Origin of the sequence: Streptomyces sp. NPDC087428 (assembly GCF_044744085.1) — a bacterium.
In the GTDB taxonomy this organism is placed as follows: domain Bacteria; phylum Actinomycetota; class Actinomycetes; order Streptomycetales; family Streptomycetaceae; genus Streptomyces.
The window spans coordinates 430372-444934 of the sequence record NZ_JBIUXR010000007.1 but is presented as its reverse complement, the minus strand read 5'-3'; the positions used below and the strand labels follow the sequence as shown (position 1 = coordinate 444934).

8 protein-coding genes and 1 pseudogene are annotated in these 14563 nt (G+C 62.6%); 2 read left to right on the top strand and 7 right to left on the bottom strand.

Annotated elements, in window-relative coordinates:
• Window positions 1-398 precede the first annotated feature (398 nt).
• Window positions 399-815, top strand: a complete 417-nt coding sequence (locus tag ACIO3R_RS17995; RefSeq protein WP_385035779.1) for a spore-associated protein A — start codon at window positions 399-401, stop codon at window positions 813-815.
• A gap of 403 nt (window positions 816-1218) precedes the next feature.
• Here the strand turns inward: ACIO3R_RS17995 and ACIO3R_RS17990 are convergent, their stop codons facing one another.
• From ACIO3R_RS17990 to ACIO3R_RS17965, 6 genes and pseudogenes are all read right to left on the bottom strand, one after another.
• Window positions 1219-2085 (bottom strand): hypothetical protein, encoded by an 867-nt coding sequence (locus ACIO3R_RS17990; protein WP_385035778.1) that lies wholly within the window; start codon window positions 2083-2085, stop codon window positions 1219-1221.
• Window positions 2086-2303: 218 nt separating this feature from the next.
• Window positions 2304-2729: a hypothetical protein gene (locus ACIO3R_RS17985; protein WP_385035777.1), complete on the bottom strand. Its 426-nt coding sequence runs from the start codon at window positions 2727-2729 to the stop codon at window positions 2304-2306.
• A 484-nt stretch (window positions 2730-3213) separates the two neighbouring features.
• Window positions 3214-3540, bottom strand: a pseudogene (locus ACIO3R_RS17980) (hydroxymethylbilane synthase); the annotation flags it as partial.
• Between the two features lie 200 nt (window positions 3541-3740).
• On the bottom strand, window positions 3741-4340 hold the full coding sequence (locus ACIO3R_RS17975) for a hypothetical protein (protein WP_385035776.1): 600 nt from the start codon (window positions 4338-4340) through the stop codon (window positions 3741-3743).
• An 847-nt stretch (window positions 4341-5187) separates the two neighbouring features.
• Entirely contained in the window at window positions 5188-5823 is a 636-nt protein-coding gene (locus tag ACIO3R_RS17970) for a hypothetical protein (RefSeq protein WP_385035775.1), read from the bottom strand.
• A gap of 21 nt (window positions 5824-5844) precedes the next feature.
• Window positions 5845-6906, bottom strand: a complete 1062-nt coding sequence (locus ACIO3R_RS17965; protein ID WP_385346904.1) for an RHS repeat-associated core domain-containing protein — start codon at window positions 6904-6906, stop codon at window positions 5845-5847.
• Between the two features lie 50 nt (window positions 6907-6956).
• Here ACIO3R_RS17965 and ACIO3R_RS17960 point away from each other — a divergent pair, with 50 nt between their 5' ends.
• Window positions 6957-7718, top strand: coding sequence for a transposase (locus ACIO3R_RS17960; protein ID WP_402106594.1), 762 nt, complete (start codon window positions 6957-6959; stop codon window positions 7716-7718).
• Between the two features lie 414 nt (window positions 7719-8132).
• On the opposite strand, the gene ACIO3R_RS17955 is transcribed toward ACIO3R_RS17960, so the two are convergent.
• A complete protein-coding gene (locus ACIO3R_RS17955) occupies window positions 8133-14432 on the bottom strand; it encodes an RHS repeat domain-containing protein (RefSeq protein WP_402106592.1) in 6300 nt (2099 codons plus the stop codon).
• Window positions 14433-14563 lie beyond the last annotated feature (131 nt).

Sequence of the window (14563 nt, the reverse complement as noted above, 5' to 3'; positions counted from 1 at the left end):
ACGAAGGCACTCGCACTGCCCGCCACACCCGCATGATCAAAACGCCGACCGCAACCTCAACACGCCCTCGCCCCAACCATGCACGAGGTCGTAAGTCCGTTGACGCACCACACAACCCGCGGACGCCGGACACGCCTGCTCCGGTCGGCCTGACGGGGTCATTGCCGACACTGTGCGCGAGTCAGCCACCGGCACTGGCACGCCTACGCAGTCATTACGCCAATAGTCCGGAAATGGTGAAATATGCGCCACCGCGACTCGGTGACCCGTTCTCTCCGAGGAATCAAGGCCACTTCGAGGACCCGCCTCCCTCATCACAATAGAACCCTTGCCACAACATCCACACGGACGTTACAGTGATCCAAATATCAAGCACTTCAAAATGGTGGGAAAATAAAATGGGAAGACTGCTTTCTCGTGCAGCCGTTGGGTCAATTGCAGCATTTACCATGCTCGGCGCCGGCATCGCAGTGGCACCAAGCGCAGCCGCCGCCGCAGCGTATAACGGTGCCTGCGGATCTGGATATTCGGTGGTTAATTCGGCCGCACTGGGTTCAGTGGGCACGGTGTACTTGACCTACAATTCATCCACTAAGCAGAACTGCGTCGTCACGGTTCGCAACAGCCCGGGTACAGCAATACGAATGATGGCCGGTCTCGAACGGAGTAACGACGTCTACTCGTGGACGTATGACGTCGGCCAGTACACCTCGTACGCAGGACCGGTATACGTCAGCGGCGCAGGAACCTGCATGAACTGGAGCGGGTACATCGGAACCGTCAGGATCGACCGAGAAAATACCAACTGCGGTTAAATTCACGGCAGAACAGATATCAGAGAAACGTTTCCAACGGTACGCGTTCTGCCATGACTTTTCTCTGAAGTGTGGGGTGCGAGAAATGACCGCACCCCACACTTCACAAAAGAACGACTGTTGCCCTCGGCCAGAGATCCACTCTGCTGCGGCTCGGACAGCCGGCACACGGGCCATTCGGCCGAGTCACGGATCGGATCGGATCGGATCGGATCGGATCGGGCAACGATGCTGCGCGCACTTGGAATGTCGGCCCCTGAACTCTCGAACCGTCTTTACACGTCTTCGAATCATCAGCCGGGCAGGCATCCATCCGATTCGCCTGAGCAAGGACACGAAATCAGGATTTGAACTTCCGTAGCGGAAGAGTCCACGACCGCGGATGCAGACCGGGGAAAACTCTTCATTTTCCCAGCACCTGAATGGCGATCCTTATTTTGGATTCCAAGTCGGTTTTTACGCGGGCCATGGCCACAGCGTTTCCTGCAATGGCTTTTTCCTGGTACGAGAAGTCCACTGCGTACCAAACACCCACCACGTTATTTTCGTGCCGGCATGCCGCGTCCGCAGTCGCCACCTTCAGCTCATGCGGTGTGGGCTCAGCAGCCTTCCGCCACTGCGGATCGCCTCCCGCCGCCAGGGGATCCTCGTAAGTGAAGCCCCTGATTTTCATGCACCGCGACCACTTGGCGAATACAGCTTTGGTTCGCTTGTCTTGTTGGGATTCTTCCAGAGTCTTCAGTTTGACATCAATAGCAATTTGCGGGTCGTACAGGGCGCCGTCCACGCTACCGGTCAACTTCTTGACCGCCTCGCCCATGCAGCCGTGATACGGCACAGCCTTGCCGTTAATTATTTGGCCGCCCGGCCCAAAAGCCTTACTGGGATCGGATGAACCGCGCCCGGCAATCACCATGTCCGGACTCGTTTTCTGAGTGGATTCTTCGGAACTGGGCGGGCTCACCGAAGCTCCGCCTTCCGGATGATATCCCCACCGTGCCATCAATCGCGCACTCTGATGCCCGTACCGGCCGTCCGTCCGAGTGACAGGAGCATCGCTGTCACGCGGCCCCTGGGACTCCACCGAGGGCATATAAGTGAATCCAAAGCGCGTCATGCAGAGGGAGATGGACTTCGCATACGCCTTGTTGATCATTGACAGCTGTCCAGGATTCACCAGATACGCATCGAGTGGCAGTGGCTTATCGTTTGCGGAATCGATTTTCGGAATGGCAGACATTGGAGGCGGAGTCTGCGTGGTTTCACGCACCGCCGCACTATTGATCCTGTGGCGCTCTCCGCCGGTGCCTGTGCAGCCAACCAGCAGCAGCAACGGGATCAGGGAGGCAGCTGTACAACATGAGCGACGAAACACCTGGACGACTCTTTCGGTACAGCAATGCGTGAAAGGGTTACTGAGTGAAGTGCGCCGCCATGGGCCCTGCCGAAAGGATCCGAACAGAGCCCACCGCGGGAATGCGCAAGGCGTCAGCCGACCTGAGACGGACCAAGTTTGCCCGATGCATTGTTATTCTTCATCGTCGCGGACAGGTTGATCACCTGACCCGGCGAAACGGTGACACATGCGACGCTGCAGTCGTAATTACTGTTGTAGTAAAGGTAGAAGTTTCGCGGTGTTCCACGGTTGTCCACCGCAGCAGCGTTGTTCTTCACCGATACACCTGTGCCAGCGCTGCCGTTCACACCGGACTTAAAATAGCGACCCGAGTAGTCCGCAATGTTCCCACCCTGTGCGTAGTAGGCCCCATACCCGTACGAACTCGAGTTGTAGTGAAGGCACACCTGGTCAAAGAGGCAGTCCCCAAAAGCGGGGGCCGCCGACGCCGTACTGGCTGTCCCCACAACTGCGGCAAAGGCTACGAAACCTGCGGCAAGGACCTTTCTGACACGCATCCCTGATTCCTCCTCGTGGCTTTGTCCATCAGAAAATCTGATCCGGGCGGATCGTACTACGAGAAGTCGATCATGAGAAGGTGTCAACTCTGCGTCGGTTAGCGCTGATTGCCCATGATTGCCCGTCAGCTTGGGTACGGGAACATGGGTTTGCGTCTCACCGTCCTCTCGGTTTCGGAATCACTGTCTGAACTCATCAAGCGATGAAGATGGCGCTGAGCGGTTACCCGTCTGCGCGTTGGCCGCACAGGCCTGCCGGTGCTGGTGGCCGGTGGGCACGGCGATCCCCGCATCCCTGGCCCGGTCTGCGGCCGGCGGTTGAAGGCCATCGGAGGCGGCACCGAGGATCGGTGTCTTCCTGTTGCCCGGGGTGTAGTCCCAACCCTCCGGCTTCGTCCCGGAACCGGTCGACCTCCGCGTCCTGCCCGTCCCCCGCGAAGCGATCCGCGTCCAACTCCGCACGAGCCACGTACTCAACGCCGCTTCAGTGCGCGAAGCCTTCGATCAGCTCACGCACGTCCTGACGCAGCAGGCTGACGGCGACGGACGTGCCGAGGATCGCGGGGTCCAGGGGACCCGCCCACTCGTGGGCACTGAGGACGGTCTTGCCGCTGGGGGTGAACACCTCATCCCGGAGCGAGAGTTCGCCGCCGACTTCGAACTGGGCGTATACCGCGATGGGGCTGTTGCCGTGACCTTGCAGGACGCGCAGAAGCATCCACTCGGCGCTGGCCTCGCGAGGAGTGGCCGCGTCTCCCAGCTCGCTGATCACGACGATCGGCGCGGTGTCGTCCTCGCGGCACCGCAGGGCGAACGCCGAACGCCACAGCACGTGCAGAACCTCAACATCAAGTTCCGCGGCCTACTGTGGTTCGGCAATCGTCAAGGCCGAACCGCTTGCTCGCTGCACAGATGGGGGTAGGCGATCACGGCATTCCCGCACCTGCCGAAGCCCTGCCGCGACCATCACCGTCACCGCATTCACCGAACCCGCGAGAGCGCGTCCGGCCGTCAGGACCACCGGGGCCGCTCCGCCGAACCGTACGAACACTCCGGAGCCGTCAGGGTGCGGCCGGCGGCCGCCGACGCGGAGGCGAGGACGAGGAAGCTGCCGACCACATGGAACACAGCCGTGCCGGCGCTGAAGATCCGGAGTTGGCTCTTCAGCGCCTCGTAGTACTCGGACTCGGTGAGCTCGACCCTGGCACTTTGCTGAGGATGCGCCGCCCTGTCCCAGTAGGTGTAGTAATAGCCTGACGCGTCTACTTGTGCATCCTCGGCCGTTCCGGCACCGGTGGCAAAGCCAAGCACGGCCAGGCAGATGATGGACGCGTACGCGAGCTTGAGGGTGAGTGGCAGCAGCAGAACGTAGCTAAACAACCGATCAGCATTGCCCCGCCCCATCAACTGGGCCGCGGCTCCGCTGGTGAAGCTACGGATGAGGGCGACTGCGAAGACCAGAAGAGACGAAACGAACAAGCCCACTACGAGCCACTTGGGCACGATGCCTTCACCGGGCAGCCAAGTCGAGGCCATGCACAGCAGGTCGACCCCGCAGAGCACCAACGCCAGCCCGAAGTGCACTCTGTAGCTGCCTCGCAGCTCCCTCATGACGGCTCCCCCCGACGGCCCCTGATCAGTGCTTGATCCCTGTCAGCGGCAACTTGAACAGCGTTGTAATGGTGCACCTTGTAGTTGCTCGGGCTTGCGCTGCACGCCTCGTAAATGCCGAGGACCCGAGCCGCCTCAGATTGAGATGCCTAGACGTCAGCAGAAGTGGTCGCTAGCGCGCCCGCGATTTGCCAATAACGCCCCCCAGGCCCGTCCCTACTGTCACAGGAACGACAATATCGAAAGGCCCCGGCAGCGGGCTGGACGCAATGAACACAGCAATCACCGCCATACCCCCGAATGCCATTTTCCAGCGAAATCGAAGAGGATCATTAGCCGCCATATGAATCCTTTCATTTTCTGTTCAGTGTACGCTCCACCGCCAGATTGAGACCTGCGTGCACACGGAACTCAGTGCCCCGCTCAGCACGGAAGGCATCCGCCTTTCCCTAAGCCGACAATGATCTCGCGCCTACAGGCCGCGACGGTCTCGGGAAAGGCGCCCGGCCAGCCCACAACGCAGAAACGGCCCGCCAGAGAAACCGACGGGGCCATCACGACCGATTGAGGGTAGCTTGTCAGGGCCACCGGGCATTCACGCCCGCCGCCCGGATTCCACTAGCCCAATCCTCCAGGTGTCTTCCGTCGGACTCGAACACTGCCGCGAGTGCCAAGTAGACGGGGATGCATTGCCAGCCGGTCCTGAACCCATTGACCGAAGTAACCTTGTACACCGCTGCCGCCATGCCAATGCCTACTGTAACGCGGCAGCCAATACTCCGCCAAGAATTGGCCAGGAACGCCGGTGCAGTATTTTATCGCACCCTGTGGATGCCATGACAGTTCGTCACGACATTTGGAAGATATATTTTGAGAATCCGTACAGTAGCGTGTGAAGCGCTGCGACAACCAGTGGAACTCTCAGAGACAAGGAAAAGGTCTGAAGTATCCTTTCGTTTCCGTGAGGATCAGCACTGCTCATAAATGGGAGAATTTCACGCCTGATCAGCTTGGCTGATGGATAACCAACGAGCTGGCCAATCATCGAGGTGCCCACCACGCGTCCCCTGATTTCGCTACCGTCTCTGAGTTTGAAGGTCAGCCCGTTGCTGACGCTCACTCTGTTTATCTGTCCGTAGGGGATAACGCTCTCTGTTACCCAATTTCGCACTTTGATCGATTTTTCGGACAGTGTTATCTGGGGGCGAACGGCGAGTACCCATGCCATCCAGGCAATCGTCACACTAAGGGTTCCACCTGTGAGTGACCTATTGATCAATGATTCCTCCACTTTCCCTGGAACTAGTGCAACGAACGCCCCTACCCCGAACATTGCAACGGTCGCAGCCAGGCCGAGGTAGCGCACCTTGCTGTAGAATTTTATGCCTTTTTGGGTGACGGCTGTAAAATTATTCAAAATATTAAGTGCCCGCTCACGTGGATCAGTGGGTGGATCCGCCCAGGCGGGGGAGGGTCCACCCACTCGTTAGTTAGTGCTGATTCTTCATCCGCACCATGAGGGTGCGTTCATCGTTGTGCCGCATCCTGCTTGTCCGAGTACCGCGTTCCCACCGATCAGCCCGCCTCTCGCGAACTGGTCCGGACGTGCCGAATGCCTTCCTCCCTTGGGGGCGGCATGTCTCCCGGACCCCGTTGCCGCATGGCGCCCTGCCGGGAGGTTTTTCCCTACGCGTGCGCCCTTGGCGAAGCTGCTCATGGCCAGCCCTCCGGCCTTGGCGAGTCCAAGGCCGAGAACTGCCCCGGTGGCATTCGCTATGAAGTTCTCGCCGGCCACTCGGGACCCGTATTCGCGATAGTCAGCAACATATTTTGCACCCACTACCACAGCGCTGGCAATCACACAGCCAAGCATCGATGCCACGCAGACCACGAAGGCCCCGGTCTCGAGCCAGCCGCGCCAGTGGTCCTGAGGGTTCGCGAACGCGTCAACCGTGTTATCCCAGGCATTTCCCCAGTTACCCTTCTTGATGCTACCCCAAATTCCATCCTTCTTTCGTTGGGCTGCAGCGGCCTTCTTTTCGCGCTCGACCCGATCGGCTTCGGCTTTTTTATAGGCCGAGGTGGCTTCAGCGGCGTTGTAGTGGTGGACCTTGTAGCTACTCGGGTTTGCCCTGTATGCCTGGTAGCGGGGGTCGAACCAGGACTTGGGTGTCTGGTGCCAGACCCATTTGCCGCTCTTGTAGGTGTAGCCCGCGTTCATTCCACGGTCTTCTGCCCAACGGTCGTCGTTGTACGTGGCGCCGCCGGCCGGGCCGTCCGGGCGGAGGCCGTCCGGGTCGGACCTGGTGAGGGGGCTGTTGTGGGCGTAGCTGTAGGCGTTCATCTGGGCCGGGTCTGCGGTGTCGATGATGGGGTCGACGCTGAGGAAGCGGCCGAGGGTGGGGTCGTATTCGCGGGCGCCGAGGTGGGTGAGGCCGGTGGGGTCGTTGGTTCCGCCGACGAAGCCGCGGTTGCCGAAGGCCGTTGACTGTGAGGATCTGAGCTGGCCGAAGGGGAGTTGTTTCCTTCGGGTGATGGCGAGGGTTCCCACGGCGATGGCGCTCATCGCGGTGCCCTGGTGGTCGCTGATGAGGTAGGAGACGGTGCCGCTCTGGGTTGCGGTTTGTCGATGTCACGGAGCTTTCGCACTGGTCCACACGCGAGTTGGCAAAATACCTGAAGCGGACCGAGGGCATCTCCGTGTCCTGGCACTACATCGCGCGAATCTGGCGCGAGGAGCATCTCAAGCCGCACCGGAACGGCACCTTCAAGATCTCGAAGGCCCCCACGTTCGCGGAGAAGGTCGCCGACGTGATCAGCCTCTACCTCGCTCCACCTGGTGGCGCGGTGGTCCTCTCGATTGACGAGAAGACGCAGATCCAGGCGACGAGCGAGAAAGCGCACCGCCGACTACGTCCGGCACGGCACCACGAACCTGTTCGCCGCCCTGAACGTGACCGCCGGCGAAGTGATCGGCGAGTGCAAGCCGACCCGGAACGGCAAGGACTTCCTGGCCTTCTTGAAGAAGGCGTCAGACCGCACGCCGAGAAGGACATCCATGTCGTCCTGGACAACCTCTCGACGCACACCACCCCGGAGGTCAAGGAGTGGCTGGCCAACAACCCGCACGTCCACTTCCATTTCACTTCCGTCGGGTCCTCGTGGCTGAACCTGATCGAGATCTGGTTCGGAATCCTGACCCGGCAGTCCATCGGCCGCGGCAACCTTCTCCAGCGTCAACGTCCTGATCAAGCAGGTCCGCGACTACATCAACTCCTGGAACGAGAGCGCGAACCCGTTCACCTGGACCGCGACCGCTGGCGAGGTCCTCGCGAAGGTCAGACTCGTCGCGACCAACGTGAAGAAACTCGTCAATAGCAACTCGAACTGACATGAACGGGATCACGAAACACTAGGCTCCAAAAGGGCCCTGCGGCCAGGACAAATGAAGAAGCGTGACTGAAGCACTAGAACCCAAAGAATAGAATTTTGATGTTTATCAAAGCGAATATCGACCCCAATATTGCAAAGAATGCGGCCGGAACTCTCAAGAAGATTTCATTGTGATAGAGGGCCGGGAACGCCTTATTTCCCAAGAAGTCGGCAGCCGCCTCGGCGCAGCCTCGAGTGTTCAATGCCAGGACGGATCCAAATATAGCGACAATTGCCCCGATGGTGAGTTCTCCGTAGTTCACAGAATGCGAGGTTCGAGCCGCAAGGATCATTTCGTACATTCTTACCTCCGGAGGCGCACAGACTGATAGGTCCGTGCGCCTCAAGTGATCGCCAAAGTTACCGGGTGAAGAGGTGCCCTATCCTAGTGCCATATGCGCTCTGTACACCTACTTCGACCCCAACCCCGGCCCCTGCAGCCAAGGAGGTGGCCGTGACAGGCTCTCCGCGACTATTTCGTACTACAGTAACCGAATTCCCCGACCGATTTATGGCGTATTCGTGACTGCCGGAGACTTGCACGCCCATCCCAAGGGATGCATTAGCTCCGGTACTGTCGCCTCGCAGCTGTTCGAAATCGTCAGCGTTGCTGCCATACATCTCGTACTGCAGACCGGCCCCGAACGACAACATCTCCGCACCGTAGTTGGCAGACAGCCCATAGTCTGTCTTTCCGTCGGGGCGCTTGGTAGTGACCAAGCAGACTTGCCCAGTGCCCCCGACTATGAATCCCGCTGAACCGCTAAGGCAGCGCCCCGCAGTATCTCCCGAAGTGTAGCTGTTCCACAACTTCTTCAGGTTTCCGACGGTCATCTCCGAGATGGCCTCTTTGACGCCCATCTCGCGGCGCTCGGCATCGGCGTTAGCTTTTCGGGCGGCCGCCAGTTTGACAGCTTGAGCTCTTTTCGCAGCTACCGCCTGCGCATTGTAGTGGAATACCTTGTAGGTGCTGGGTTTTGCCCTGTATGCCTGGTAGCGGGGGTCGAACCAGGACTTGGGTGTCTGGTGCCAGACCCATTTGCCGCTCTTGTAGGTGTAGCCCGCGTTCATTCCACGGTCTTCTGCCCAACGGTCGTCGTTGTACGTGGCGCCGCCGGCCGGGCCGTCCGGGCGGAGGCCGTCCGGGTCGGACCTGGTGAGGGGGCTGTTGTGGGCGTAGCTGTAGGCGTTCATCTGGGCCGGGTCAGCGGTGTCGATGATGGGGTCGACGCTGAGGAAGCGGCCGAGGGTGGGGTCGTATTCGCGGGCACCGAGGTGGGTGAGGCCGGTGGGGTCGTTGGTTCCGCCGACGAAGCCGCGGTTGCCGAAGGCCGTTGACTGTGAGGATCTGAGCTGGCCGAAGGGGAGTTGTTTCCTTCGGGTGATGGCGAGGGTTCCCACGGCGATGGCGCTCATCGCGGTGCCCTGGTGGTCGCTGATGAGGTAGGAGATGGCACTGCCGGTGCGGACCGCGACGGTTTCTCCGTTGTGCGTGTAGTAGCGGGTACCGGTTTTGGTGCCGTTCGCGGCCAGGTCGAGCTGGTCGCCGTCGGGCAGGGTGAGGGTGCTGGAACCGTCGGCGTTCTTGGTGATGAGCCGGTTGCCGTCGGCGTCGTAGAGGTAGCTGCTGGTCTTGCCGGCCTCGGTGAGAGTGGCAAGGTGGCCCTCCGGGTCCCAGGTCAGGTTCTGGGTGGTGGTGCCGATGGTGCGCTTGGTGGTGTTGCCTGTCTCGTCGTACTCGAAAGTGCTGGTGCGGCCGTTGTCCGGGCCGCCGTTGACCTTGGCCTGCTGCACACCGTGGGGCAGGCCCGTTCCGGGCGCGGGGTGGGTGTAAGTGGTGATCGCGTCCGTGCCGGTGGTCGTGGCGGCGTGGTCGGTCTGCTCGGTGCGGTTGCCCAGGGCGTCGTAGCCGTAGCTCTGCCAGTAGGCGTCGGGCCCGCCAACCGTCGCTGTCGAAGGACCAGCGGCGCAGTCCGTCTTCGCGGTCCATGCCGCGGAGAGCCGGCCCAGGGGATCGTTCTTGAAGCACTGGGTGTCGGTGGACTTCTGCGCGTCCTGGCCGCTGACCGATGTCACTCCTGTGACGTTACCGGCGGGGTCGTAGGAGTACGAGGTGTCGTCCACGCGCTGGGGTGCGATGTCCCGGTCGGTGATCTGCCGGGTCATGCGGCCGGTGTGCTCGTCGTAGATCTGGGACTTGTAGACCTTCTTGCCCAGCGTGGCTCCGTACTCGAGTCGCTGGGAGCGGGAGAACTCGTCGTAGGTCGTGTTGGAGACCAGGACGCCAAGTCCTCCGCTGACCCGGAAGGGCAGGTCGTCGCTGTTGTAGTTGGTGGTGACGCGGTCGGCGGGAATGTTCCCGACAGCCGGGTTCAACGTCCAGAGCAGAGCCCCGGTCTCCGGCTTGTAGCCGTAGGTCCAGGTGTACGTACCGGCCAGTCCTCCGGCCGCGGAGGGAACCGTGGTGATGGTGGAAGTGGGCTGGTAGCGGTCGTCGAAGGCCCCGGCCGCGGTGGTGTACGCGGCGCCGTCCACGTAACGCGTGCTACTGGTGAGCTGCCCCTTGGCCAGGGTGTCGTAGGTCCACTTCGCCAGTACGGTGTCGCCCTGCTTGACTCCGGTCTTGCGTCCGAGCTTGTCGTACTCCGTGGTCAGGGTGATGTGACGGTCGTTGGTCACAGCCGTGACGCGACCGGCGTCGTCGTACGTGTTGTGGACCTCGCCCTGGTCCGGGTCGTCGACCACGGTCTTCTGGCCTCGGCTGTCGAAGGTGTAGCTCCAGACGTTGCCGTCGGGGTCGGTGACCGACTTCGGTTCGTCGTACTTTCCGTACGTGTACGTGGTCTTCTGTGAGGCGGTCCGTGCTGTGTCGGTGTACTGGAGCAGGTCGGTCGTGCGGCCACGCGCGTCGGTCACCGTGGTCGAAGCGGTTCCGCCCTTCGGCGGGATCACCGTGGTCCGGTCACCGCCGAAAGCCATCTTGGTGCGCCACTGCTCGTCCCCGTACTTGACCGACAGCGAGTCGGTGATCCGGCCCATGCCGTCGAACAGGTTCTGAGTCGCGGCCGGGACCTTGTTCACCGTGGTGGACTCGAGCTTCGCCGAGGGAAGCCCGGCCGCGTAGTAGGCGGCGTACGACTGCCAGGCCCAGCCACGGGTGTCGTACATCGTCTCGGTCATGATGCGGTCCTGGGTGCCGGTGGCCGGCGCCTGCGTCTGGCGTTCGCGCAGCAGCCCGTCGTACAGCGCGTAGGTGGTGCGGTAGTCGCCGTTCTGCTTCAACGTGCTGGTGGCGACGGCGTTGGCAGCCGTCTTGGAGATCGTGTAGCTGTACTGGGCGGACGGCTTGTCACCGTGATCGGCCTTGGTCCATCCCGGCTCCCACACCTTCAGCACGCGGCCGAGGCCGTCATGGACCGCGTCGGTGCGCTTCCCATTGGCATCCACCTCCGCCGTGGCGACGCCACGGGCGGGCTCGTAGGTCGTGGTGGATTCGTGCTTCGCCGCATTCGTCACCTTGATCGAGGTGGGGGCCTCTGTGGTGACGGGGAGGTATTCGGTGGTGGTGGTGTTCTTCAGCGCGTCGGTCACGGTCTTCTCGCGGCCGTGCTGGTCGTAGGTGTGGGTGGCGGTGGTGAGATAGCCGGTGCCCTTGGCGTCCTGTTCGTCCAGGCGGGTCACATCGCCCTTGACGGGTGCGGTGGTGAGGCTGGTCGCACCGTCGTAATAGTTCCGCTGTGCCGAGATCAGGTCATCGGGCAGCGTGGGGGTGGTGCCGCACGCCCGGGCAACGGTCTTGGCCTCGGAGACGAGGGTGAGGATATTGGCCGCGGTGTTGCGGGCGTAGGTCGTGGTGGTGCATTGCTCATCGCCCGTCTTCGCGGTGTCCCCGAGTTCCGACTCCGTGAGGATCTGGCCCACGGCGTCGAAGGTCCGCTGGACCCGGGTGGTGCGCCATCCGTCCCCCACAGCCGTGCGCGTCTGCTCGCTCTCCCCGCCGGTGGCATACGCCTTGAGCGCGGGGAGGCCTTCGGCCCGGGTCTCCGTGGCGGTGGCGGCGGACAGCCACGGTACGAAGCTCGTCGTCGATTCCAGCTTGCCGCCGTCACCGTTGTAGGTGGCCTCTTCCCGGGTCATCCCCGCGAAGGCCTCCTTGTCGGTGACCGCGGTGCCCTCGTGGTCCTTGACGGCCGCTCCGTCGATGCCCCTGAAGTAGCGGTACTCCTTGAGCGTCCGCTGGTCGGGGGCCGCACCGGTGCGGACCCGTACGCGGCCGTAGCCCTTGCGGTCGCTGTAGGTCAGGTGCTTGGCGGTGGTGAACTCGTCGTCCTTGGACTTGGCCCAGCCCATGCCGTCCTGGTAGCTGTAGTTCGTCTGCTTGGCCGGGGCTCCACCGGTGTTGTCCGTCTCCAGAATCTGGGTGACGACGTAGGAGTGGAACCAGTCCAGATACGGTTCGTAGTTCGCGGCGGGCGCGTCGGGCGGTGACCACTTCACGGGATAGCAGCGTCGCGTGTTGGACGTCGGGGACGGCACGTCGCCGGCCTTGCAGTCGGCCGGCGAATACGTGATGCCGAGTGTTCCCCCGGTCTCCGTGTTGATGCCGTAGACGCGGTAGCGCCACATCGCCGGGACGGGGTCCGGATCGCCGCCGGTGGTCGCGCCCTCGACGCGGTTGGGAAGCGTCAGTCCCTTGAAGCCGACGGCCGGCAGGGTGACGTCGCCGGTGCCGGTGTGCCCGGTACGGGTGATGGAGGCCAGCCACAGGGCCGGGTCACTGCCGTCGCCGGTGCTCGGGAACTGCTGAGCCAGGGCCCAGGTGTCGACCGGCTTGTACGCGCTGCCGACCCGTACCGAGGTATCGATCTTGGTGATGCGCTTGCGGCTCCAGAAGGACGGGGAGTACCGATCCTTGCACTGGGTGCCCGAGGCGCAGTAGCGGTCGAAGGGGACGTCCGGCCAGTTCTTCGCGTGAGCCTTGTCGAAGGTTCCGCAATCGCTCAGGCAACGCTCGGAGGTCGTGAAGTCGACCTTGGCCGCCGGCTTCTCGTAGAAATTGGTGGAGGGCAGGCCGTACTCGATGCGCTTGAGGGAACCGCCGCGGTCGTAGACGGTGGCAGTGGAGTCACCGGTGGACGGGTTGACGTTGCGACCGTAGTAGTTGGTTTCCTTGTCCCAGTAGTACGTCATGGCATCGCCGTGCGGGTCGATGACCGCGTCCAGATTCCAGCGCCACGCCTGCTGGCACCAGGAGTCCTTGAACGCCGTGGCGTGGCAGGGCTCTCCGGTCTGGTTGCCGTAGACCGGAACGGTCCAGGTGGAGTTGGTCTCGTCCTTGCCCGTGGCCCAGCCCTGGGGCCGGTTGTAGCCGAAGTAGTAGATGGTTCCGTCAGGGGTGGTGACGCGCCAGTACTCGCCGTCGTTGTCCCCGTTGGCCAGGTCCGTGTTGGTGAGCTTGACGGCCTTGGTGCCGTCGTCGCTCTCCAGGTGCCACTCGCCCGAGACCGTGTCCTTGACGAGGCTGTTGGACTGGCCGCCGAGGTTGATGACGGCGTTGTCCTTCTTCCAGCACAGGTCACCGACCTTGGCGGTGGTGTTGCTGTTCGTGGTGTCGTCCGAGCACGAGACGTACTGGCGCTCGATGTACCCCGGCTCCATCGACCAGCCGTCGCCGATGCTGTTGGCCTGGTTGTTCGTGGACGCGGTGCGCCCGTCCACCGACTGCGAGGAGTAGCTCAGCTTCAGGTCGGGCGCCGTCCCACCGGGCACATCCGGGACGCCGATCGGGTAGTTCCACGAGAACGCGCCGTTCGAACCCCCGGCAGCCCAAGAGGCGGACGGGGCGAGGGACGTCGCCTTGAAGCTGCCGGACGGTCCCGACTCTGCCGCCGTCGCGGCGAGGAGAACCGTCCCCTCGGCCAGCGAGAGTTCCTGGCCGTGCGTGGTGACGGGCGCCGGAACCGATGCCTTGTCCGTGGCGGCGAGCACGGGCGCGGCCGTGGGGAGAGTCAGCTGCGTCGTCAGGGAGCCGGCCTTGGTGTCGTTGCTCGTGGGCAGCGTCCGGCCGACAGCACAGCCCTTCTGGCCCGGGGTCGTCGCAGCGCAGTCAGGCAGCTTCCGCAGGGTCAGGCGGGAGGCCCAGTCCCCGCCGTAGGCATTGCGGAAACCGGAGTAGTCGACCTGGACGTCCACCACGCCCCGGGCTCCTTCTGTGGGCCTCAGCGCGAGCACGATCCCGTCGACGCCCAGGTTCTGGGTGGCCGCGCGGTCGAGCACCTGCACCTGGACCCGCTCGGGTCCCGTCGGCTTCGTCGTCGCGTTGGACTTACCGGCAGCCGGGCCCACGCGTACGGGCAGGGAACCAGCTTTGAGGGAACCGGTCCGGCGAAGCTCTGCGGTGGCGGTGCCCGCCTTCGGCCACGTGACCCGAGGCTGCTTCCAAGGATGCTGGAGCGCCCGGTCGGGCTTCGGATCCGGCTGTTTCTTCACCTCGGACGTGGGCACGGGGTCGGACTTCGGCAACTTCAGCAGCTGTAGCTCGGCGGCGGCCACAACAGGTCCGGCCAGCAAACTCGCAAAGAGGAACGCGATCAGCGCGACGGCTATCAGCCGCACCCGCCGCCCCATGCGTCTCGTGTCGACGCCCCCACCCAAGTACATGCGCTGAACTCCCCCAACTGTTCGATGTAAGAAACACAGTTGGGCACGGAAGGTAGCAGTCCGCACACACGTAACTCACTCAATGTCTGCACATCTTTGGTGGATTCAAGCCAACTTGAGGAATCCAGCGC

Coding starts and splice junctions, on each gene's coding strand:
- ACIO3R_RS17995 (WP_385035779.1), top strand. CDS start 399: ATGGGAAGACTGCTTTCTCGTGCAGCCGTTGGGTCAATTGCAGCATTT.
- ACIO3R_RS17985 (WP_385035777.1), bottom strand. CDS start 2,729: ATGCGTGTCAGAAAGGTCCTTGCCGCAGGTTTCGTAGCCTTTGCCGCA.
- ACIO3R_RS17975 (WP_385035776.1), bottom strand. CDS start 4,340: ATGAGGGAGCTGCGAGGCAGCTACAGAGTGCACTTCGGGCTGGCGTTG.
- ACIO3R_RS17965 (WP_385346904.1), bottom strand. CDS start 6,906: ATGAGCGCCATCGCCGTGGGAACCCTCGCCATCACCCGAAGGAAACAA.
- ACIO3R_RS17955 (WP_402106592.1), bottom strand. CDS start 14,432: ATGTACTTGGGTGGGGGCGTCGACACGAGACGCATGGGGCGGCGGGTG.